We start from the raw sequence: 21,591 nt of genomic DNA, 5'->3' as shown, positions 1-21,591 counted from the left end.
GGCATTCGTAGGTTGCGGGTATGTCAGCAATCACTACCGAACGGACTCTGTCGGACAAGGCCCTGCTGGACGCCTGGAACCCTGAGGACGAGGAGCTGTGGGCGGTCGGCGCGCGCCGCATCGCCGGCCGCAACCTCGCCCTGTCGATCCTGTCCGAGCACATCGGCTTCTCGGTGTGGTCGCTGTGGTCGGTGCTGGTGCTGTTCCTCGGCCCGGACTACCACGTCGACGCCGCCGGGAAGTTCCTGCTCACTTCCCTGCCCACGCTGGTGGGCTCGGTGCTGCGGCTGCCGTACAGCTTCGCCGTCACCCGGTTCGGGGGCCGGAACTGGACGGTCTTCAGCGCCCTGGTCCTGCTCGTGCCCTGCGGCCTGGCCGCCTTCCTGATCAAGCCGGGGGTGTCGTACTCGACGCTGCTGGTGCTGGCGGCGGTCACCGGCGTGGGCGGCGGGAACTTCGCCTCCTCGATGACGAACATCAACGCCTTCTACCCCGACCGGCTCAAGGGCTGGGCGCTGGGGCTCAACGCCGGCGGCGGGAACATCGGCGTCGCGGCCGTGCAGCTGGTCGGGCTGGCGGTGCTGGCCTGGAGCGGCAAGGGGCATCCGGGCCTGGTCGCCGGGATCTACCTGCCGCTGATCGTGGTGGCGGCCGTCGGCTCGGCGCTGTACATGGACAACCTGCCGAACCGGAGTGCCGAGAAGGGCGCGATCCGCCAGGTGGCCAGGCGGGGCCACACCTGGATCGTGTCGGTGCTCTACATCGGCACCTTCGGGTCCTTCATCGGCTTCGGCTTCGCCTTCGGCCAGGTGCTGCAGGTGCAGTTCAAGAGCCAGTTCGCGACCCCGGTGGACGCCGCCTACCTGACGTTCCTGGGCCCGCTGCTGGGCTCCCTGTCCCGGCCGGTCGGCGGCCGGCTGGCCGACCGGCTCGGCGGTGCCAGGGTCACGCTCGCGACCTTCGCGCTGATGGCCGCCGGTGCGGGCATCGTCCTGGCCGCCTCGCGCGCGGCCTCGCTGCCGGTGTTCGTGACCGGCTTCGTGCTGCTGTTCGTGTTCAGCGGCGTCGGCAACGGCTCGGTCTACAAGATGATCCCGGGGCTGTTCGCCGGGGAGGCCGACGCCGATGCCCGGCGTCTGAGCGGGGCGCTGATAGGGCTGGCCGGGGCCGTTGGGGCGTTCGGGGGAGTGCTGGTGAACATGGCGTTCCGGCAGTCGTTCCTCAGTACCAAGAACGGTGACGCGGCGTACTGGACGTTCCTGGTGTTCTACGCGCTGTGCGCGGCGCTGACCTGGGCCGTGTTCCTGCGGCGGCGGGTCGCCTGAATCACTCTGGGCGCCTGAGTCACTCCTCGGCGTCGTCCGGCACGAGCTCCGGATCCCCTGGCAGCGCCGGCAGATGGTCCGTCTCGTCGAAGACCAGCAAGGTGCGGGTGGAGCGCACCCCTGGCATGTTCTGGATATGGGCGAACACCAGGTCCCGCAGCGTCTTGTTCGAGGCGCTGCGGACCAGCAGCAGCACGTCGAAGTCGCCGCTGACCAGCGCCACGTGCTCGACCCAGGGCAGGGCGGCCAGGCTGTCGCGGATCTGGCGCCAGCTGTTCTGCTCGACCTTCATGGTCAGGTAGGCCGAGGTGCTGAAGCCGACGCGCTCGGGATCCACCTGGATCGTGAAGCGGCGGATCACGCCCTCGTCGAGCAGGCGCTTCACCCGGGTGTAGACGTGCGCCCGGGAGACGTGGACGGCGGCGGCCAGGTCGCGCATCGACATCCGGCCGTCCTGCTGGAGCAGGTGGACGATCCGGCGGTCCGTGTCGTCCAGGGTGGACGGTTGGCCCGGGTTAGCGGTACTCATGCTTCCGATTGTCTCCGATCTTGCGAGGTTACTGGTCAGGCGGTGTCCGCCGAACAAACAATCGGCATCACACAGCCGATGGCAACGCCGCCACGTGGCTATGTTGAGTTGGAGACGACGTGACAGTTCTAGCCACGCCCGACAAGACCGGGTCGGGCTTCCCGCTGGGGTTCGACGCGATCCTGGACCCCTCGCCGCTGCAGTACCTCGACGAGCACGGCGCGCTGTCCGGCGCTCTGCGCGACGACGCCCCCGAGCTGGACCCCAAGGAGCTGCTGGCCACCTGGCGCGCCATGGTGATCGGCCGGCGGTTCGACGTCCAGGCCACCACGATGGTCCGGCAGGGCCGGCTCGCGGTCTACCCCTCCTCCTTCGGCCAGGAGGCGTGCGAGATCGGCGCGATCCTGGCGCTGCGCCCCACCGACTGGTTCTTCCCGACCTACCGCGACTGCGTCTCCATGGTGACCCGCGGCATCGACCCGGTCGAGACCCTGACGCTGCTGCGCGGCGACTGGCACTGCGGCTACGACCCGCAGCACTGGCGCACCGCCCCGCAGTGCACCCCGCTGGCCACCCAGGCGCCGCACGCCACCGGCGTGGCCCTGGCCGCCAAGCTGGCCGGCGACGCCACCGTGGCGCTGGCGTTCTGCGGCGACGGCGGCACCTCCGAGGGCGACTTCCACGAGGCGCTGAACTTCGCCGCGGTCTACCAGGCCCCGGCCATCTTCTTCGTGCAGAACAACCAGTACGCCATCTCGGTGCCGCTGGCCAAGCAGACGCACGCCGCGGCGCTCGCGCACAAGGCCGTCGGCTACGGCATGGCCGGCGTGCGGGTCGACGGCAACGACGTGATCGCGGTGCGCCGCGCCGTCTCCGAGGCCGCCGAGCGCGCCCGGGCCGGCCAGGGCCCGACGCTGATCGAGGCCGTCACCTACCGGATGCAGGCGCACACCAACGCCGACGACGCGACCCGCTACCGGGACGAGTCGGAGGTCGAGTACTGGAAGGCGCGCGACCCGCTGGCGCGGCTGGAGACCTACCTGAAGGCCTCCGGACTGCTGACCGAGGACGTCGTGGCCGAGGCGAACCAGGCCGCCGAGGAGCTCGCCGCCGACATGCGGACCCGGCTGGGCGAGGAGCCGGAGGTGGACCACCGCGACATGTTCGCGCACGTCTACGCCGAGCCCACGCCGCAGCTGCTGGAGCAGGCCGCCGCGCTCCAGGCCGAAATCGACGCCGAGAGCGAGGCCGGCCGATGACCGCGACTCTGGACGGCGCCAAGACCCAGGGTGCCGAGGTGCGGGAGATCTCCCTGGCGCAGGCCGTGAACCGGGCGCTGCGCGACGCGATGACGGCCGACGAGAAGGTGGTCGTCTTCGGCGAGGACGTCGGCGTGCTCGGCGGCGTCTTCCGCGTCACCGACGGCCTGACCCGCGACTTCGGCGAGAACCGCTGCTTCGACACGCCGCTGGCCGAGGCCGGCATCATGGGCACCGCGATCGGCATGGCCATGTACGGCTTCCGGCCGGTGGTGGAGATGCAGTTCGACGCGTTCTCCTACCCGGCGTTCGAGCAGATCGCCTCGCACCTGGCCAAGATGCGCAACCGGACCCGCGGCAGGCTGCCGCTTCCGGTGGTCGTCCGGGTGCCCTACGGCGGCGGGATCGGCGGCGTGGAGCACCACTCGGACTCCTCCGAGGGGTACTTCGTCTCCACCCCCGGCCTGCACGTGGTGACGCCGGCGACGGTGTCGGACGCGTACACGCTGCTGCGCGCGGCGATCGAGTCCGACGACCCGGTGATCTTCATGGAGCCCAAGCGGCTGTACTGGTCCAAGGACCAGCTGACGACCTCCGGCCCGGAAATCGGCAAGGCGGCCGTGCGGCGTCAGGGTACTGACGCGACGCTGATCGCCTACGGTCCGACGGTGCAGACCGCCCTGGAGGCCGCCGAGGCCGGCGCGGCCGAGGGCTACGACCTGGAGGTCGTGGACCTGCGCTCGCTCGTGCCGTTCGACGACGAGACGGTGACCGCCTCGGTGCGCAAGACCGGGCGCGCGGTGGTGATCCACGAGGCCGTCGGGTTCGGCGGCACCGGCGCGGAGATCGCCGCGCGGGTGTCCGAGCGGTGCTTCCACTGGCTTGAGGCGCCGGTGCGCCGGGTGACCGGCTTCGACATCCCCTACCCGCCGCCGAAGCTGGAGCGGCACCACCTGCCCTCGGTGGACCGGATCCTGGACGCGGTGGCGTCGCTGCAGTGGGAGGACCGGTGAGCGCCCGGGAGTTCCTGCTCCCGGACCTCGGCGAGGGCCTGACCGAGGCCGAGATCATCGCCTGGCACGTGGCCGTCGGCGAGCACGTCTCGGTGGACCAGGTGGTGTGCGAGGTCGAGACCGCGAAGGCCTCGGTGGAGGTGCCCTGCCCCTACGCCGGCGAGGTCGTCGAGCTGCACGGGGCGGTCGGCGACGTGGTCGACGTCGGCAAGCCGCTGATCAGCATCGCCGCGGCGGTCGCGGTCGGGGCCGCGCCGGAGGAGCCGGCCGATCGGGCCCGGCTCGACGCCGAGGCGCGCAATGGCAAGGCCAAGCAGAGCTCCGGCAACGTGCTGGTCGGGTACGGGACCGCCGAGACCGGTGGGGTCCGGCGGCGGCGCGTGGTCAGCGGGTTCGGCGGGCACGGTGCCGCGCCACCGCGGGTGCATGTCGCGCCGGTGGCCGTTCCCGCCAACGCGGAGCCGGTCGCCACCAAGCAGAACGGCGGCCGGATCGCCGTCATCTCACCGCTGGTCCGTCGCCTGGCGAAGGAAGGCGGGCTCGACCTGGCTTCCGTGCAGGGTTCCGGTCCCGAGGGCCTGATCATGCGGCGCGACGTCGAAGCGGCCCTGGCCACTCCGGCTCCCGCGCCGTCGAGCACCGGCATCGCCGAACGTGAGCGCGTTCCGTTGCGCGGCCTGCGCAAGACGGTCGCGGACAAGCTGTCCCGCTCCCGCCGCGAGATCCCCGATGCGACCACGTGGGTCGACGTCGACGCGACCGGCCTGATGGAGCTGCGTGCGGCGCTGAACAAGGACGCGTCCGCGCGGAAGATCAGCCTGCTGGCCGTCCTGGCCCGGATCTGCGTCGCCGGCCTGGCCCGCTACCCGGAGCTGAACGCGACGGTCGACGTCGAGCGGCAGGAGATCGTCCGGTACGCCGACGTGAACCTCGGCTTCGCCGCGCAGACCGACCGCGGCCTGGTCGTCCCGGTCGTGCACGGCGCGCACCTGATGTCGACCGAGGAGCTGGCGGCCGAGTTCGAGCGCCTGACCGCCGCGGCCCGCGCCGGCTCGCTGCCGGTGTCCGACCTGACCGGTTCGACCTTCACCCTGAACAACTACGGCGTCTACGGCGTCGACGGCTCCACCCCGATCCTGAACCACCCCGAGGCGGCGATGCTCGGCGTGGGGCGGATCGTGAAGAAGCCGTGGGTGGTGGACGACCAGCTGGCCGTCCGGCACGTGACGCAGCTGTCGTTCACGTTCGACCACCGCGTGTGTGACGGCGGCGTGGCCGGCGGGTTCCTGCGCTACGTCGCGGATCTCGTGGAGGAACCCGCGCGGCTGCTGCGCGGTTTGTAAGGCTCACGCGAAAGCCGCGACCGCCAACCTGTTCGCGTTCGCCAGCCCGGCCTCAGCGGCCACGTCGGTGACCCCGGTCGAGACGACCCCGACGTGCCGCAGGTCGCGGCTGGCGAACATGGCGGTGAAGTAGCCCATGTCCTCGCCGGTCTTGCCCCACAGGACGGTGCCGTCGGGGAGGGTGTCGCTGTTGATGCCGAGGCCGAAGCAGGCCTTGCCCTTCTGCGGGCCGGTCTGGCAGTTCCCTGAGTCGCCCGTATAGGGGAGCAGGTCGCCGTTCGCGTCGTGGGGGAGGGCGAACATCTGCGTCAGTTGTGCGCGGGGCAGCAGGCGGCCCTGGAACAGCGCGGTGATGAAGCGGTCGAGGTCGCGAGTTGTGGAGATCATGCTCGACGGGTCGCCGCCCGCCTCGCTCACGTCCGCGACAGTGCCCTGGCTGCCGGTCAGGTAGCCGTGCATGTACGGGCTCGGCATCTGCGGCGCGCCCTGCGGCACGAAGGTTCCGGTCAGGTGCAGCGGGCGCACGATGCGCGCGTTCACCTCGTCGCTGAAGGAGTGGCCGGTGACGTGCTCGATCAGCAGCCCGATGATGCGGTAGTTCAGCGAGTTGTAGGACTGCGCGGTGCCGGGGGCGAAGAGCGGGCCGGGCGCCGGGCGGCCTTCGGGGCGCAGCGTGGAGTCGATGATCTGCCGGAAGGTCTGGTACTCGAAGCGTTCGGAGATCAGTTGGTCGGTGCTCAGGCTCGGGCCGCCGGCGCCGATGTCCGGCAGGCCGCTGGTCATGTTCAGGAGCTGGCGGACCGTGATCGGCTGGAACCTGTCCGGAAGCAGTCCGGGCAGATAGTGCTGCACGCTCTGGTCCAGGTTGACGCGGTGTTCGGCGGCCAGTTGCAGCAGGACCACGGCCGAGAACGTCTTGCTGATGCTGCCGATGCGGAAGTGCGCGTCGTCGGCGACCGGCGTGCCGGTCTGGGTGTCGCCGGACGATCCCTGCCAGATCTGCCCGTCGCTCTGCACGAAGGCGACCGCTCCAGCCGCCGCCTCTCCCGGCCGGATGGCGATCGCCTGCTGGAGCGCGGCCGTGTTGAGTGCCGGGGCGGTGGTGCGCGGCGACATGGCGGCGCCGACTGCGGTGGTGCCGACCGTGGTGGCGGCGGCCGTTGGCGTGGCCGCAGAGGCCTCGGTCGCGAGGGCGACCCCCGTCAGGGCCGTAGCGAAAGCGGTGAAAGCGGCGGCCGCGGCCCTGCGCTTGGTGATGGTTCCCATGCGAGGCAGCGTAGGGGATTGCAGAGACTCTCTGCAAACATTTCTGCAAAGAGTCTCTGTAGAAGGTCGGAGCGCGTCCTAGCGGTCGGCCGTCGCCCGCGCGTTCCGCAGCGTCACGACCATCGTCAGCGCGCCGAGTACGGCGACCGCGAGCAGCAGCGTGCTCGGCGAGGCGACGTTCTTCAGCGCGGACAACAGGTACGGCGCCGCGAAGCCGAGGTACGAGAAGGCCTGGAACACCGCGGTCATGCCCGCCAGATCCTCCGGCGGGGCCAGCCGCTGGACTTCGGCCAGACCGAAGACGAGCAGCACGCCGTACCCGAAGCCCATGACGACCGCCGCCAGCAGCGTCAGCACCGCCTGCCAGGCGCCGAGGCCGCTCAGCGCGGCGACCCCGGCGTCCGCGAGCGTCCCGACCGTCACCAGCGCCACGCCCTGCGTCAGCAGCCGGGGCCGGGCCCGGTCCCGGCCGGCGGGGGAGGCGGCGACGCGGCGGGCGAACGGCTGGATCAGCACCCCGGACATCGCGGTCACCATCGCCGCGGCGCCGGCGTAGAACAGGGAGATGCCCTTCACGTGGCCCGCGGTGAGGCCCGGCAGGTAGACCATGGCGATGGTCGCTGCGCCGAACACCCACGGTGCCAGCGGCAGCACCACGCCGACGAAGCGCCGGTCGGAGAAGCCGCGCAGGCGCAGCAGGCCGCCGCGCAGGACGCCGGATTGGCGGCGCCGCACGGTTTCCGGCGTGCGGGCCAGCAGAACCAGTGCGAACGCGGCGAGTACCAGTTGTGGAATATAAGGAGTCTCATACGCGGTCGGGCCCCACTGTGCCAGCACCCCGGCGACCAGCGGGCCGATGCCGAAGCCGGCCGTCATCGCGATCGACGCGCGCCGGGCTCCGGCGCCGGCCGCCGCGTTCGCGGCCGACAGTTCCTTCACCCAGGCGCTGCCCGCGCTGAACGCCGCGCCGCTGGCCACCCCCATCAGCACGCGGCCGGTGGACAGCCACGCCAGACCGTGCGATCCGAGCATCAGCACCACGCCGGAGAGCATCGACAGCAGCACCGCGAAGGTCACGACCGGCCGGCGGCCCACGCGGTCCGACAGCGGCCCGGCGACCAGCAGGCCCGGGACCAGGCCGGCCGCGTACAGCCCGAAGATGGCCTCCGCGGCCGACGCCGAGACGCCCAGCCGCTCCCGGTACAGCAGGACCATCGGCGCGAACTGGTTGGCGCCCCAGCCGACCGCGGTCAGTGCGAGCGCGGCGCGTGCCCAGGTCTCCTTGTGCGTCCGCGGCGGGCTCTGGACCGCGGTCTTCTCCACGTCTGTAAGGCTCACATGTCTGATGATCCCTAGCCTCCGCGGCGCTGCCCAGTGGCAGGAATGACATGTAGCGCTAAAATACTGCCATGGGTAAGAGCGCTGGTCGGAACACGGGGAAGCACACGGGAAAACACCCGGGCAAGCACGTCGTCGCCGTGGCGGTCGCCGAGGGTGCGCCGATCTTCGAGATCTCGATCCCGGTCGAGGTGTTCGGGCGGATCCGGCCGGGCATGCCGGACCTCGGCTATGACGTCCGCGTCTGCAACCCCGAATCAGGGACCGTCGATTCCGGCGGCTTCACCGCGCTCGGCGCCGACACCTACGCCACGCTGGCCACCGCGGACACCGTCATCGTGCCGGCGGTCCCGGACGTCATGGCCGAACCGCCGGCGGACCTGGTCGCGGCCGTGCGGCAGGCGCACGCGAACGGGGCCCGTGTGGCGTCTCTGTGCTCCGGCGCCTTCGTGCTCGCCGCCGCCGGGCTGCTCGACGGTCGCCGCGCCACCACGCACTGGCTGTACGCCCAGGAGTTCCAGGCCCGCTTCCCGGCCGTGGACCTCGATCCGGCCGTCCTGTACATCGACCACGGCGACGTGCTCACCAGCGCGGGCACCACGGCCGGCATCGACCTGTGCCTTGCGATGGTCGCGGCCGACCACGGCGCGGACCTGGCCAACACCCTGGCCCGGCGGCTGGTGGCGCCGACGCACCGCAGCGGCGGGCAGGCGCAGTACGTCGAGACGCCCGCGCCGCCGCCGGACCGGCAGGACAGCCTGGGCCCGCTGCTGGACTGGATGCGGACCCACCTGTCCGAGCCGCTGTCCGTCGCCGACCTGGCCCGGCAGGCGAACGTCGCCGAACGGACCCTGATCCGCCGCTTCCACACCGCCGTCGGCACCACGCCGGGCAGATGGCTGACGGAGCAACGGGTTCTGCACGCGCGCCGCCTGCTGGAGACGACCGACCTGCCGGTGGAGCGCGTCGCCTCGGCGGCCGGGCTTGGCGGGGCGGCGAATCTGCGGCACCATTTCACCGAGGTGGTCGGGGTCGCGCCCAGCGACTACCGGCGGACGTTCCGCAGACCAGGGGTCTGATTCTTTGGGTGATGACCGAGAGTTCCTCTGTGGAACGGGCTTGGACGACGACTTCGAGCCCGACTACCACGGCGGCTTCGGCCGGCCGTGCCATGTCGAGGCGCGGATCCCGGCGCCTCCGCCGCCACCGGCGTTCGGTGCCCGGCCGTCGATGGCGCACTATCGGCGAGCCCTGAGACACTTCGTCGAGCACCCTGACCGCGCCGGCGTCCTCACGCATCTTCGAGAGCTGACGATCCAGGGTCTGAAGGCCGGCTCGCTGAGCACCCGCGATGTGCTCTTCGAGGTGCGGCCCGCGGCGGTCGCGGTGTCGGTGCTGGCCGAGCGGGAGGTGGCCGCTGCCGGCCCGGTGCTGGCCGCGGTGATCCGCGCGGCGGTCGCCGATCACCCCTCGCGCTGGGCGTATCTGGTCGACCAGGTCGATTTCTGGCCCGGCTCGCTGGCCTCGCTGCTGACCGGACGTCGCGACATCGGCGTCGTCGGTTATCTGAGTGTGCCGCCCTCGCGTCCCCGCGCCTGGATCGGGCACCTGTGGCGTCCGGCCAACATCCTGCTCGCCCTTGCGCCGGCCGAGGGCGCGCGCCGGTTCTTCACCGAGGCAACCGGCCGCACCGCGGTGTGGCGGGCCGGCTCCGCCGAGCGGATGGCCGGTTACATGCCGCTGTCGCGGGCGTTGGTCGAGTACACGCTGAGCCCGCGGGGCAGCCGCCGGGCGCGGGCGAATCTGGCGGGCAACGCGTTCGCCCCCGATGCCGTCCTGGCCTTGTTGCTGGAGCGGCCCGGGGAGGCGGAGATCGCCATGGCGGTGCGGGAGCACGACTTCGCCGGCGGCGCGGTTCGGCGGCAGGCGTATCTGGCGGTGCGCGACCGGCCCGACGCGGTGCGCAAGTCGTTGGCGAAGCTGTTGGAGCACGGCCAGAAGCAGTTCCTCGACTTGCTGGCCGCCGCGCCCGAGGACGACGCGGTCTGGATGCACAGCCTGATCAAGCTCGCGGGGGACTGGTTGCAGCCGCAGACGCGCCGCACGGCCTATGGGCGGCTGGCGGCTGTGTCAGAGCCCGAAGTCGTGTGGAGTCTGGCGCTGGCGTATGCCGGTTCGATCGAGGCGCTGGCGCCGGAGGTCCGGGCGTCGATGGTCGAGGGGTCGGCGGCGCCGTTGGCCGCGGCGGTGCGCGACGGGCCGTTCTGGGACCTGAACGCGGGGGTGAACGCCGCGGCCGCCGAGATGCGGCGGGAGGAGGTGCTGGACCGGCCGCTGCCGTGGCTGCACTGATTCAGCGGCTGCACTGACTTCGTGGCTGTACTGACCACGGCGTTCACCGGCGTCCGGTGGCTAGGATCGGGCCAGGCGAATCGGGAGGCTTGATGCTGGAACTGGATGGGCTGCGCAAACGCTACGGCGACCGCGTCGCGTTGGACGGTGTGACGTTCTCGGTGCGTCCGGGGGAGCTGTACGGCTTCGTCGGCACCAACGGCGCGGGCAAGACGACCACGATGCGGATCACGCTCGGCGTGCTGGAACCGGACGCCGGAACGGTGCGTTTCCAGGGCAGACCGGTGGACACCGCCACCCGCCGGACGTTCGGCTACATGCCCGAGGAGCGCGGCCTGTACCCGAAGATGCGCGTCGGCGACCAGCTCCGCTACCTCGCCGAACTGCACGGCCTGAGCCGCCGCGACGCCGAGAAGGCCACCGCGTACTGGATGGAGCGCCTGTCGGTCGCCGAGCGGGCCGAGGACCGCGTCGAGGCGCTGTCGCTGGGCAACCAGCAGCGCGTGCAACTGGCCGCGGCGCTGGTGCACCACCCGGCGGTGCTGGTGCTGGACGAGCCGTTCTCGGGGCTGGACCCGGTCGGCGTCGACAGCCTGGCCGAGGTCCTGCGCGAGCGCGCCGCCGAGGGCGTGCCGGTGGTGTTCTCCAGCCACCAGCTGGAACTGGTCGAGCGCCTGTGCGACTCCATCGGCATCATCTACCGGGGCCGGATGGTCGCCACCGGGACGGTCGACGTGCTCCGTGCCTCGCGCGCCGAGCGGGCCCTGCGGATCGGGACGGACGCGGCCCCGGGCTGGGCCGACGGCCTGGCCGGTGTGGAGTCGGCCGAGTACGGGCCGACGACGATGTTGATCCTGTCGGCACAGGCCGACGACCAGGCGATTCTGGACGCCGCGCGGGCCCTGGGGCCGGTGCGGGAGTTCACGCCGCTGCGGCCGAGCTTGGCGGATCTGTTCCGGGAGGCGGTCGCGGATCATGGCGGCGAGGGCGGCGACGAGGATTCGGCGCAATCCGGCAGCGGTGATGTCGCCGACGACGCGAGCCGCCCCGAGCCCGAAGGAGCCCCCGCGTGAACCGCAACGCCGTCCGCCTCGTCATGCGCCGCGAGTTCCGCGAGCGCGGCCGGGACCGCGGCTTCGCGATCTCGGTGGCCATCTCCCTGCTGATCGTGCTGGTCGCCGTGGTGATCTCGTCGCTGGTCTCCGGGCACAACAAGACGCCGTCCTTCACCGTCGGCTTCGCCGGTCCGCGCGCCGCCGCCGAGCAGCAGATCGCTGAGCGGCAGGCGCCGGCCTACAAGATCAAGCTGAGCTCCAGTGTGGTCACCGACTCCGCGGGGGCGCAGGCGCTGGTCAAGAGCGGCAAGATGGACGCGCTCGTGGACGGCGGGCAGATCTTCGTGCAGGACTCCGTCGATCCGAAGCTGGCGCCGGTGCTGGCCGGGGCGAATCTGGCCTCGCAGGTCCCGGATCTGGACCAGGTGCAGGGCCAGACGACCGTCAAGCTGGCGCCCAAGGATCCGGATGCCGGGCAGCGCAAGACCGTCGCGCTGATCGCCGAGATCATGTTGTTCAGCCAGATGATCGCGTACTGCATGTGGGTCGCGACCGGGGTGGTCGAGGAGAAGGCCAGCCGGGTCATCGAGGTGCTGCTGTCCAGCACCTCGGCGCGGGTGCTGCTGACCGGCAAGATCATCGGGATCGGGGCGCTGGGGCTGCTGCAGCTGGCGGCCACCGCCGCGGTGGGCATCGGCGCCGGGTCGGCGACAGGGGCGCTGCACATGAGCGGCCAGATCTGGCAGACCGTGGGCATCGTCGCGGTCTGGTTCGTGCTCGGCTACATCTTCTACGCCTCGGCCTACGCCGCGGTGGCCGCGCGGGTTTCGCGGCAGGAGGAGATGCAGACCGCGGTGCAGCCGCTGAACCTGCTGCTGATGGTGCCGTACTTCGCGGCGTTCGCGGCGCTGAGCAACCCCGACGCGGTCTGGGTGCGGGTGCTGTCGCTCATCCCGCCGTTCTCGGTGCTGATCCAGCCGGTGCGCATCGCCGGCGGGGACGCCTCGTGGTGGGAGCCGGTGGTGGCGATCGGGTTGATGGCCGTGCTGACCGTGGGGATCGTCGCGGCCGGCGCCCGGGTGTATGAGAACTCTGTGCTGCGGTTCGGGTCCAAGGTCCCGATGCGGGTCGCCTGGACCGCCGGGAGGAGGGCGTAGTCGTGCCGAAGGTTCGGGTGCTGTCGTTCAACACGCTGTACAAGGACGAGCCCAGGGTGCGTCTGCGCGCGCTGGCGGGGGTGCTGGCCGAGTCCGACTACGACGTGGTCTGCCTGCAGGAGCTGTGGATCCCGCAGAACTTCGCCTTCATCCGCAAGCTCACCAGGTCCGCCTTCCCTTACGCCGCCTCAGGCGTCCGGCTGCCGCGCGTCGCCGGAGGTCTGCTGACCCTGTCCCGCATCCCGCTGGTCGGCCACCGCTACCGCGTCCTGGCGGCGCCCGACAAATGGCGGCGGGACCTGCTGATGCGCCGCGGCGTGCTGTTGACGCGCTTCGCCGCCGACGGGGAGTTCTTCACCGTCGCCAACACGCACCTGAGCCCCAACCACCAGACGGACTGGTCGAAGGCCGCCCCGTTCACCCGCGTCCAGCAGGGCGAGCTGGCCCGGCTGGCCACGACGGTGCGCCGCATCGACTCCGGCGAGCCGGTGATCGCGGTCGGGGACTTCAACGTCCCGCGCGACTCCTGGCTCCTGGAGGGCTTCGAAGCCGCCTCCGGTCTGCGCGACGCCTTCGACGGCGACGCGGCGACCACCTTCCGCCCGGTGCCCGGCTGGGACGGCGCGGCGCTGGACCAGGTGCTGGTGACGCCTGGGCTGATGGCCAAGGCCGAGGTGGTGCTGCGGGACAAGGTGCGGATGGCCGACGGGCGCGAGCGGTTCCTGTCCGACCACTATGGGGTGGCGGCCACGATCGGCTGAGGGCGGCCCTAACCCTCCCCCCGCTCCGCGCTCGTCGGAAGGTACTGCCTCAGACCCTCCCAGGTGATGATGTGGTCCACCGTCAGCTCCGGCGTGCCCGCGGACTTCACCATCAGCACGTCCTCGTCCGGCGTCGGCGGCTCCAGCACGGCCAGCTGGCTGCCCAGCATGTCGGCGTGGAACATGTGGCCCTGCCGGTCGGTCAGCCGCCGGTGCAGCGTCTTGAGGTCGACGACCAGGTAGACCATGCGGACCTGCGGCCGTCCCGCGCGCAGCCGGTCACGGTAGGAGCGCTTCAGCGCCGAACAGGCGATCACCGCCGGGCGGTGCGCGGTCGCCGCGTTGTCGATCCAGCGGCCGATCTCGTCGAGCCACGGGATGCGGTCCTCGTCGGTGAGCGGTTCGTGCGCGGCCATCTTGGCGATGTTGCGGCCCGGGTGGAAGGCGTCGCCGTCGGCCCAGTCCCAGCCCAGGCGGCCGGCCAGGGCCGCGCCGACGGTCGACTTGCCGCTGCCGGAGACCCCGGTGACGACGATCACCGGGGGCGCGGCCGTCGGGGAGGCGGCCGGCGGGGGAGTGGTCGGGTGCGCCATGTCCCCCAGACTGACATTGCCAAGGTCAGGGTGCTCGCCGGTGAGTCCGGATGGGTCATTCGGGGGAGGGCCGGTGACCAGGCGGGAATAGAACCCCTTCGACCGGTGGCTGGGCGCCGTTATGAGCAACGAAGAACGCCAATCCTGGAACCAGCAGATCATCGAGGAGTTCCGGGCCAACGCCGGCAGCGTCGAGCAGTTCGGCGGAAAGGGCCTGCTGCTGCTGCACCACACCGGCGCGAAGTCCGGCACCCCCTACGTCTCCCCGGTGGCGTGGTTCTCCGCGCCGGAGGGCGGCTGGGTGATCGTGGCCTCCAACGCCGGCCGGGACAACCACCCGGCCTGGTTCCACAACCTCCAGGCGAACCCCGAGACCGTCATCGAGACGCCCGGGGACGACGAGGTCCAGACGGTGAAGGTGAAGGCACGGGTCGTCGGCGACGACGAGCGCGACGCGCTGTACGCCGAGGTGGTCGCCAAGGCGCCGCAGTTCGGCGAGTACCAGAAGGGCACGTCCCGGCGGATCCCGATCCTGGTCCTGGAGCCGGCCGCCTAGCGGTTCCAGCGGTACAGCCGCTGCGCGATGCGCGGCGGCAGGTCGTAGGGCCGCTCCTTCGGCAGGTGCTCGGCGGCGCGGTCCCTACGTCCCTCCTTGATCAGCTCGGCCATCTTGCGGACCGTCGGCGTGATGTCGCGGATCTCGGTGGTCCAGCTGTCGACGTAGTCCGCGATGACGTGGCGGCTCAGCCCGACCTGGATCGAGCGGGCGTCGAGCACCGCTCCGGACAGCGTCCGCTCCGGATCCCACTGCACGTTGACCCGCGCGTTCTTGATCTGCTGCTCCCAGTCCGCGCGGTCGGTGTACACCCCGCGCTCGTAGCTGGTCAGCACCGCCTGCGACAGCGCGGTCTCCCAGCCCTCGCGGGTGATCCGCACAGCCAGGACGCGCTCCTGGCCGGGCTTGCGGGCCCAGTTGCAGCGGCCCATCATCCACAGGAACGACGGCTTGATCCAGGTCATCCGGTTCAGCGAGAAGGGCTCGACGAAGCGCTGGGCGGCCACCGCCGGCTCGGCGATCTCGGGCCGGTAGGCCTGGTAGACGACGATCGTCGTCCGGTCGTAGTCCGCGCGCACCTGGTGCAGCGGAAGGTTGTTCGTGTTGGCCATGAAGGCTCCCCGTTCTGGTTCTGCTCAGGGGAGTCTGGCGCATAGGCCCGTTCCGCGCCCGCGAATATCAGGGCTCACGAGCATCGGCGCCCACGAATATCAGGCCTCAGAGTTGGTGCCGGTTCAGCGCTGGTGCCTGTTCTCCCACCACCAGATCGCCGGGTTCACGGCGTCGCCGCCCGCGCCGCTGCGGTGCACCACGATCTTGCCGAACGTGGACTTGCCGGTGATGCGGATCAGCGGCCCCTCCTCGGCGCCCTCCGGCGCGCTGCCGGTGACCGCGCGCTTGCCGAACAGCGCGCCGCCCTCGTCGACCACCTGGGCGTTCTCCGGGACGGTGATGATCGCCTTGCCGCAGAACGTGTTGATGTCCAGCGTGATCTCCCGGCCCGGCAGGACCGCGTCGGCCAGGTTCACGATCAGGGCCCCGAAGCGGGCCGTGGCCTCGGTGTGCCGGCCGGCCACCCAGCGGCCGGAGCGGATCACCTTGCTGAACGTCGCGTTCAGCTGCTGGCGCTCCACCGCGGCGATCGGGCCGGCCGGGGCCCGGCGCAGGTCGGCCGGCAGATCGGCGGTGAGCGGGACCAGCTCGGCGCGGGTCTTGGCGGCGTAGGCGGTGTCGATCCGCTCGGCCAGCTCGGCGCTGGTCAGCCGGCCCTGGGCCAGGGCCTCGGAGAGCACGGCCGCCACCTCGTCGCGCTCGGCGTCGGAGGCGCGCACGTCCGGGACGAACTGGTTCTCTTCGGGCGCGGAGGTCATGCGGGCAGTGTAGCCGGAAACGGCGCCGAACGCGATATGTCGCGTTGGATGGCCGCCGGAGTGGATCAGGCCAACTGTGGACCAACGACGAATGAAAGCCTTCGCTATCAGCGGGTTCTGTGCCTCGCCAGGCCTTGTCCGGACCCTTATTCGCTTAGACAATACCGTCGCCACTTTCGCGCCGTTCCCCACATCCCCCAATCAGGGAGCATCAATGATCAGACGGAAACGTTGGATCGCCGGCGCCGCGTTCCTCGCCCTCATAGTGGGCGGGATCACGGGAGCCGCCCAGGGTCTGGAGAGCAAGAGGCCGACATCCGGCCCCGGCTCCTGCACCCTCATCGGCTGGAACCCGAGCACCGACCCGACCAACGCCAAGAACCTGCCGGTCGGCCAGCGCCCGCAGAGCTACAAGCCGGACAACTTCGACTGCTCCAGTGCCAAGTTCGCGGCGCTGGGCGCGGAGTTCCAGAAGTTCCCGCAGCCGCACGACTTCGCGGTGAACAACCGGATCACCTACGAGCCCGCCGCGAACGGCAAGGCGGCCACGGCGATCCAGCAGCCGGTGGCGGCGGTGAACCCGCTGGCCCCGTACTTCCCGCCGTTCCAGCACTTCGTCATCGTGTACCGCGAGAACCACACGTTCGACGACTACCTGGGCGACTGTGCCACCACCATCCAGGCCGGCTGCAACGGCCAGGTGCAGAGCACCAACCACATCAGCTCGGTGCCGGACCTGCACAACCTGGCCAAGACCTACGCGCTGTCGGACTCCTACAGCACCGGCACGCAGCCGCCGTCGGGCCCCAACCACTGGTGGCTGTTCTCGGCCCAGTCGCAGTCCAGCTCGCAGCAGCAGTCGTACCCGTCCAACGGGACGCAGTTCGACCGCTTCCTGAGCAACACCAACGGTCCCACGGACGAGGGCACCAACGCCTGCACAGCGCCGACCGGCACCGGCAGCGGCAGCAGCCCGTACACGTTCGTCATGAACGGTGACTTCTACTGGATGCTCAGCAGCGGCTCGGGCTACTGGAAGAACCCGGCCGACGGCAAGCTCGAGGTCCTGCCGCCGAACCGTCCGGGCACCAGCATCCCGGAGGAGCTGCACTACAACGAGTACACCTGCTCCAACCAGAGCATCCCCGACAGCACCGTGGCGAACGACTACATCAACTTCGTCAACACCAACGGTCTGCCGGCCTACAGCTACGTCGAGCTGTTCAACGACCACCCGGGCACGTACCAGGACATCCCCGGCAACGACACCGCGACCAACAACGTGGTGAACGCGATCGAGAACAACGCGACGTACAAGAACAACACCCTGATCGTCGTCACCGAGGACGACACCCAGAACGGCAACAACGGCTCGGACCACGTCAGCAACACCTACCGGGTGCCGCTGGTGGTCATCGGCCCGTCGCAGTACGTCAAGCAGGCGTACGTCAGCCACGTCGCGTACACGACCAACAACGTGATCGCGGCGATGGAACGGACGATGCAGAACGTCAAGGCCGGCATCATCGACCCGAACGACAACATCGGCCTGAACACCTTCCCGATGACCACCAACGACCAGGCCGCCCTCGGCGACCCGCTGGAGGACTTCTGGGTCCAGGGCTCGACCCCGCTGTCGGCCTCGGCCACGGCATCCCCGACCACCGGTAACGCGCCGCTCGCGGTGAACTTCACCGGCTCGGCTTCTGGCGGCACGGCGCCGTACACGTACAGCTGGAACTTCGGCGACGGCTCGTCGAGCACGTCGCAGAGCCCCAGCCACACCTACAGCTCCGCGGGCTCCTACACCGCGACGCTGACGGTGACCGACGCTTCCTCCCCGGCCAAGACGGCGACATCGCAGGTCGCGGTGAACGTGAGCGCGGTCGGCAACCCGCTGTCGGCCTCGGCGTCGGGCCTGCCGACCTCGGGACAGATCCCGCTGGCGGTGAACTTCACCGGGACCGCGACCGGCGGCACCCCGGCCTACCACTACAGCTGGAACTTCGGTGACGGATCCGCGACGAGCACGGCGCAGAACCCGAGCCACACCTACTCCACGGTCGGCACCTACACGGCGACCTTGACGGTGACGGACAGCGCGTCCCCGGCGAACTCGGCGACCTCGACGGTCACGGTCACCGCCGATCCGGTCGGCAGCGTGCCGCCCAGCGCGCCGCAGAACCTGACAGCCGCCGGCGGCACCAACCAGGTGACGCTGAACTGGCAGGCGCCGGCCAGCACCGGTGGTGAGACCCTCACCAAGTACAGCGTCTACCGCGGGACCTCCAGCGGCACGGAGTCGCTGCTGACCTCGGGCGGTTGCAGCGGCCTGAGCGGGACCACTTTGACGTGCACGGATACTGGGCTGACCAGTGGGACTACCTATTACTACCGGGTGACCGCGTCGAACCCCGTCGGCGAGGGCGGACAGAGCAACGAGGTCAGCGCGACACCGACCGGCAGCACCGGCTGCACGGCCGGGCAGCTGCTGGGCAACCCGGGCTTCGAGAACGGGAAGACCAACCCGGCGCCGTGGACCGTGACCTCGACGCACACCCCGGTCTCGGTGATCAACAGCAGCACGTCCGAGCCGCCGCACGGCGGGACGTACGACGCGTGGCTCGACGGCTGGGGCAAGTCCACGACGGACACGTTGGCGCAGACGGTGACGTTGCCCGCCGGGTGTTCGACATACAAGTTCAACTTCTACATGCACATCGACACAGCGGAGACCACGACGAGCACCAAGTACGACACGCTGCAGTTGCAGCTGCTGAGCAGTTCGGGCTCGGTGCTGAAGAACATGTACACGTACTCGAACCTCAACGCCAACAGCGGGTACTCGCTGCACTCGTTCGACCTGTCGGCGTACGCCGGGCAGACGGTGACGCTCAAGTTCACCGGGACCGAGGACTCCGAGTACCAGACGTCGTTCGTCATCGACGACACGTCGGTCAACGTGAGCTGATGTTCTAGCGCGTCCAGAACGACGGAACCGGCCGGGTGCTCAGCACCCGGCCGGTTCTGCGTTGCTGTCGCTCAGTGCGCGGGGAGCTCAGTGCGCGGGCAGGAGGTTGACGTTGCCGTCGAACTGCCACAGCGGGTTGGAGACCGTGCTGCCGTTGGTGACGATCAGGAAGTAGCCGTTGACCTCCTGGGGGCCGTCGCCGTCGGCGATGTAGCGGCCGTTCGCGGTGACGTCGAGCTGGTAGACGGACTGTGCGGTGATGTTGTCGCCGGGGACGTTCCAGGAGACCGTGCAGCGCCAGTCGTTGCCCGAGCCCTCCTGCGTGCCGATGCCCTCGCTCTTCAGGCATGACGCGGAGGTGTGCAGCTGCGCCTCGGTGAGCGGGGGCCGGTGCATCTCCGACTCCTGCAGCACGTAGAGGTGCGCGAACGCGGTGGCCACCGACTTCTGGACCTTGTCCTGGTTGATCCCCGAGCCGCCGGCGCCGCCGATCGAGACGGCGACGATGCCCATGGTCGCGGCCAGGACGCCGGCCAGCGGGACGACGCCGAGGGTCAGGACTCTGCGTCCGGCGCCGTCGTTGGTGAGGTTGGTGAAGTCGCGGCGCAGGAAGAGCAGGTAGGCCAGGACGGTGGCGACGACGGCCCAGACCAGGCTGACGGCGATGCCGATCATCAGGGGTTTGAGTTGCTGCGGGTCGGTGAACAGGCCGTTCCAGGAGATGAATGCGTAGCCGGGCAGGGCCAGGCGGACGGCGACCGGCAGCGGCAGCATCTGCGCGGCCTGCATGCCCAGGGCGACGATCATCGGCAGCAGCAGGCCCATCGGCGAGCGGCCCAGCGCGATCGAGCCGAGCAGGCCGATCGCGGCCAGCGCGAGGGTCGGGGCCAGGACGCTGATCCAGGCCAGCAGGACCTTGCCGCCGGCGTCCCCGCCGGACAGGCTGTGGCCGTCCAGGCCGACCAGGGGGTTGTTGCCCTCGGCCAGCAGGCCGCCGAGGATGCTGGAGAAGGCCAGGCCCGCGACCAGGAGCAGGATCACGGTGAGGCTGGCGATCGCCTTGGCCGCGAAGATGCGGCGGTGGGAGCGGATGGCGATGAGCAGGTGGCGCCAGGTGCCCAGGCGGTCCTCGGAGGCGAAGACGTCACCGGCGACCACGGAGGTGATCAGCGGCAGTCCCCACGTTCCGCAGAAGCCCAGGGCTACGAGGGAGCCGGCCCAGCCGGTGGCGTGCATCCAGCGGCCGAACAGGGTGTCGGAGGGCAGGGTGCTCTGCTGGTCGATCGCGAAGACAAGAAGGGCCGGGCCGATCCAGCACAGGAGAATCAGGAGGCGGACACGCCAGGCGGAGAACTGCTTGGTCAGCTCGAAGCGCAGGACGCGGGAGACCGGGACCGGGCGGGCGATCGGGGTCTCGGCCTCGGGGGTGGGGGCGGGGGTGTCGGTGACGGTGGCGGTCATCGGCCGGCTTCCTGGTGCTGGTCGGGGGTGGGGGTGGGGGCGGTGGCGGTGGCGGCGGCTCCGGCTTCGCTTCCGGCTGCGGCGTCAGCGGTGGCCGGCTGCTCGGTGAGCGCCAGGAAGGCCGCCTCCAGCGGCGAGACGACCGGCGCCAACTCGCGCAGTGCTATGTCCGCGCGCACGATGCGGGCCACGAGCTCGTCCATCGCCGCCACATGCCCGCGCACGACGATGACCTCGCTGTCGCCTCGTGCGACGGCGTCGGAGCCCTCGATGACGCGCACCCCGGGGGTCTGGTCCGCGACAGCGCGGGCGTCGGCGGTGTTCGAGACGCGCAGCCGGTAGTCGAGTTCGCGGTTCTCCTCGGAAAGCTTGTTCAGCGGGCCGGAGAAGACCACGCGTCCGGTGGACAGGATCGTGACCTCGGAGCACAGGGCTTCCAGGTCGTCCATCCGGTGGCTGGACAGGATGACCGTGGCGCCGTCGGCCGCCAGCCGGTTGAGCACCCCGTGCACATGCCTCTTGCCCGCCGGGTCCAGCCCGTTGGCCGGCTCGTCCAACACCAGCAGCCGCGGCTTGGTCAGCAGCGCGGCGGCCAGACCGAGCCGCTGCCGCATGCCCAGCGAGAAGCCGCGCACCTTGTCGTTGGCCACCTCGGTCAACCCGACCTGCTCCAGCGCCTCGTCGATCCCGATGCTGGGCGCGTCCCGGTGCCGCAGCGCGACGAGCGCGGCGAGGTTCTGCTTCGCGGTGAGGGTGGGATACAGCCCCGGACCGTCGACGAACCCTGACACTCCGTCTGGCGCGGCCGGCGTCCGGCCCACCGGAGCCCCGAAGATCTCCAGACTCCCCTGGTCGGCGACCGCCAACCCGAGCAACAGGCCCAGAAGTGTGGTCTTGCCGGCACCGTTCGGACCGACCAAGCCGTGGATCTGGCCCTTCGCCATGCTCACATCGACATGATCGAGCGCGACGACATCACCGAAGACCTTGGTGATACCGCGTCCCCTCACCGCGACGGTGGTATCCATCCGCTCCTCCCTCTGCCGGACGGCCATCTGATTCCGGAGGAACCTACCCCTGGCACTTGGCGCTCACCCGCGAAACGGCTGAATGTTCAAGGAACGCGAGGGGGCCGGGCAACGACGGGGGCCGGGCGGCCGTGGCTCGGGGCTGTCAGGGAGAGGGGTCACAGGAGGCTGACAAGGAGTCTTCGCGCGGGTTGAAGACGGATCCGTTGGTGGC

19 protein-coding genes are annotated in these 21,591 nt (G+C 70.6%); 11 read left to right on the top strand and 8 right to left on the bottom strand.

Translation table 11 applies throughout. The features are described from left to right. The first annotated feature begins 20 nt into the window (after positions 1–20). Complete coding sequence (locus ABH926_RS06580) at positions 21–1,325, top strand: nitrate/nitrite transporter (protein WP_370364438.1); 1,305 nt, start codon at positions 21–23, stop codon at positions 1,323–1,325. A 19-nt stretch (positions 1,326–1,344) separates the two neighbouring features. On the opposite strand, the gene ABH926_RS06575 is transcribed toward ABH926_RS06580, so the two are convergent. Further along, entirely contained in the window at positions 1,345–1,854 is a 510-nt protein-coding gene (locus ABH926_RS06575; protein WP_370364437.1) for an Lrp/AsnC family transcriptional regulator, read from the bottom strand. A gap of 119 nt (positions 1,855–1,973) precedes the next feature. On the opposite strand from ABH926_RS06575, the gene pdhA reads away from it, so the two are divergent. From pdhA to ABH926_RS06560, 3 genes are read left to right on the top strand one after another with little or no spacing between them, the layout of a single operon-like run. After that, positions 1,974–3,113 carry a pyruvate dehydrogenase (acetyl-transferring) E1 component subunit alpha gene (gene pdhA, locus ABH926_RS06570; protein WP_370364436.1) on the top strand — a complete coding sequence of 380 codons (1,140 nt, stop codon included), beginning with the start codon at positions 1,974–1,976 and terminating at the stop codon, positions 3,111–3,113. After that, positions 3,110–4,126 carry an alpha-ketoacid dehydrogenase subunit beta gene (locus tag ABH926_RS06565; protein ID WP_370364435.1) on the top strand — a complete coding sequence of 339 codons (1,017 nt, stop codon included), beginning with the start codon at positions 3,110–3,112 and terminating at the stop codon, positions 4,124–4,126. Before pdhA ends, ABH926_RS06565 begins: the two co-directional genes overlap by 4 nt. Continuing rightward, a complete protein-coding gene (locus tag ABH926_RS06560) occupies positions 4,123–5,469 on the top strand; it encodes a dihydrolipoamide acetyltransferase family protein (protein ID WP_370364434.1) in 1,347 nt (448 codons plus the stop codon). Before ABH926_RS06565 ends, ABH926_RS06560 begins: the two co-directional genes overlap by 4 nt. A 3-nt stretch (positions 5,470–5,472) precedes the next feature. Here the strand turns inward: ABH926_RS06560 and ABH926_RS06555 are convergent, their stop codons facing one another. Together ABH926_RS06555 and ABH926_RS06550 are read right to left on the bottom strand one after the other, a co-directional pair. Then, positions 5,473–6,735, bottom strand: coding sequence for a serine hydrolase domain-containing protein (locus ABH926_RS06555; protein ID WP_370364433.1), 1,263 nt, complete (start codon positions 6,733–6,735; stop codon positions 5,473–5,475). 78 nt (positions 6,736–6,813) lie between these two features. Continuing rightward, positions 6,814–8,073 carry an MFS transporter gene (locus ABH926_RS06550; protein ID WP_370364432.1) on the bottom strand — a complete coding sequence of 420 codons (1,260 nt, stop codon included), beginning with the start codon at positions 8,071–8,073 and terminating at the stop codon, positions 6,814–6,816. A 71-nt stretch (positions 8,074–8,144) separates the two neighbouring features. Here ABH926_RS06550 and ABH926_RS06545 point away from each other — a divergent pair, with 71 nt between their 5' ends. The 5 genes from ABH926_RS06545 to ABH926_RS06525 all read left to right on the top strand — a co-directional run bounded on the left by ABH926_RS06545 (position 8,145) and on the right by ABH926_RS06525 (position 13,398). Further along, positions 8,145–9,152, top strand: coding sequence for a GlxA family transcriptional regulator (locus tag ABH926_RS06545; protein WP_370364431.1), 1,008 nt, complete (start codon positions 8,145–8,147; stop codon positions 9,150–9,152). A 40-nt stretch (positions 9,153–9,192) separates the two neighbouring features. Next, positions 9,193–10,425: a hypothetical protein gene (locus tag ABH926_RS06540; RefSeq protein WP_370364430.1), complete on the top strand. Its 1,233-nt coding sequence runs from the start codon at positions 9,193–9,195 to the stop codon at positions 10,423–10,425. Between the two features lie 92 nt (positions 10,426–10,517). Then, on the top strand, positions 10,518–11,498 hold the full coding sequence (locus ABH926_RS06535) for an ABC transporter ATP-binding protein (protein WP_370364429.1): 981 nt from the start codon (positions 10,518–10,520) through the stop codon (positions 11,496–11,498). Further along, a complete protein-coding gene (locus ABH926_RS06530) occupies positions 11,495–12,637 on the top strand; it encodes an ABC transporter permease (RefSeq protein ID WP_370364428.1) in 1,143 nt (380 codons plus the stop codon). The genes ABH926_RS06535 and ABH926_RS06530 overlap by 4 nt, the downstream gene beginning before the upstream one ends. 2 nt (positions 12,638–12,639) lie before the next feature. Further along, positions 12,640–13,398, top strand: a complete 759-nt coding sequence (locus ABH926_RS06525) for an endonuclease/exonuclease/phosphatase family protein (RefSeq protein ID WP_370364427.1) — start codon at positions 12,640–12,642, stop codon at positions 13,396–13,398. Between the two features lie 8 nt (positions 13,399–13,406). Here the strand turns inward: ABH926_RS06525 and ABH926_RS06520 are convergent, their stop codons facing one another. Beyond that, on the bottom strand, positions 13,407–13,991 hold the full coding sequence (locus ABH926_RS06520; protein ID WP_370364426.1) for a gluconokinase: 585 nt from the start codon (positions 13,989–13,991) through the stop codon (positions 13,407–13,409). Positions 13,992–14,112: 121 nt separating this feature from the next. On the opposite strand from ABH926_RS06520, the gene ABH926_RS06515 reads away from it, so the two are divergent. Then, positions 14,113–14,547, top strand: coding sequence for a nitroreductase family deazaflavin-dependent oxidoreductase (locus ABH926_RS06515; protein WP_370364425.1), 435 nt, complete (start codon positions 14,113–14,115; stop codon positions 14,545–14,547). On the opposite strand, the gene ABH926_RS06510 is transcribed toward ABH926_RS06515, so the two are convergent. Together ABH926_RS06510 and ABH926_RS06505 are read right to left on the bottom strand one after the other, a co-directional pair. Continuing rightward, positions 14,544–15,158 (bottom strand): DUF4291 domain-containing protein, encoded by a 615-nt coding sequence (locus ABH926_RS06510; protein ID WP_370364424.1) that lies wholly within the window; start codon positions 15,156–15,158, stop codon positions 14,544–14,546. The genes ABH926_RS06515 and ABH926_RS06510 overlap by 4 nt on opposite strands. A 123-nt stretch (positions 15,159–15,281) precedes the next feature. Then, the gene (locus tag ABH926_RS06505; protein ID WP_370364423.1) at positions 15,282–15,917 is read right to left on the bottom strand and encodes a DUF1707 domain-containing protein; all 636 of its coding nucleotides are present in this window, start codon (positions 15,915–15,917) and stop codon (positions 15,282–15,284) included. Positions 15,918–16,131: 214 nt separating this feature from the next. Here ABH926_RS06505 and ABH926_RS06500 point away from each other — a divergent pair, with 214 nt between their 5' ends. Next, positions 16,132–18,888, top strand: a complete 2,757-nt coding sequence (locus ABH926_RS06500) for a PKD domain-containing protein (protein WP_370364422.1) — start codon at positions 16,132–16,134, stop codon at positions 18,886–18,888. Between the two features lie 87 nt (positions 18,889–18,975). Here ABH926_RS06500 and ABH926_RS06495 read toward each other — a convergent pair whose 3' ends face one another. Both ABH926_RS06495 and ABH926_RS06490 read right to left on the bottom strand, forming a co-directional pair. Further along, complete coding sequence (locus tag ABH926_RS06495) at positions 18,976–20,349, bottom strand: ABC transporter permease (RefSeq protein ID WP_370364421.1); 1,374 nt, start codon at positions 20,347–20,349, stop codon at positions 18,976–18,978. Then, complete coding sequence (locus ABH926_RS06490; RefSeq protein WP_370364420.1) at positions 20,346–21,377, bottom strand: ABC transporter ATP-binding protein; 1,032 nt, start codon at positions 21,375–21,377, stop codon at positions 20,346–20,348. Before ABH926_RS06490 ends, ABH926_RS06495 begins: the two co-directional genes overlap by 4 nt. Positions 21,378–21,591: the final 214 nt, after the last annotated feature.

Source organism: Catenulispora sp. GP43, from assembly GCF_041260665.1.
Classification (GTDB): Bacteria; Actinomycetota; Actinomycetes; order Streptomycetales; family Catenulisporaceae; genus Catenulispora.
Note: the sequence above shows the minus strand (reverse complement) of the source record. Positions and strands in the feature narration are given on the sequence as shown.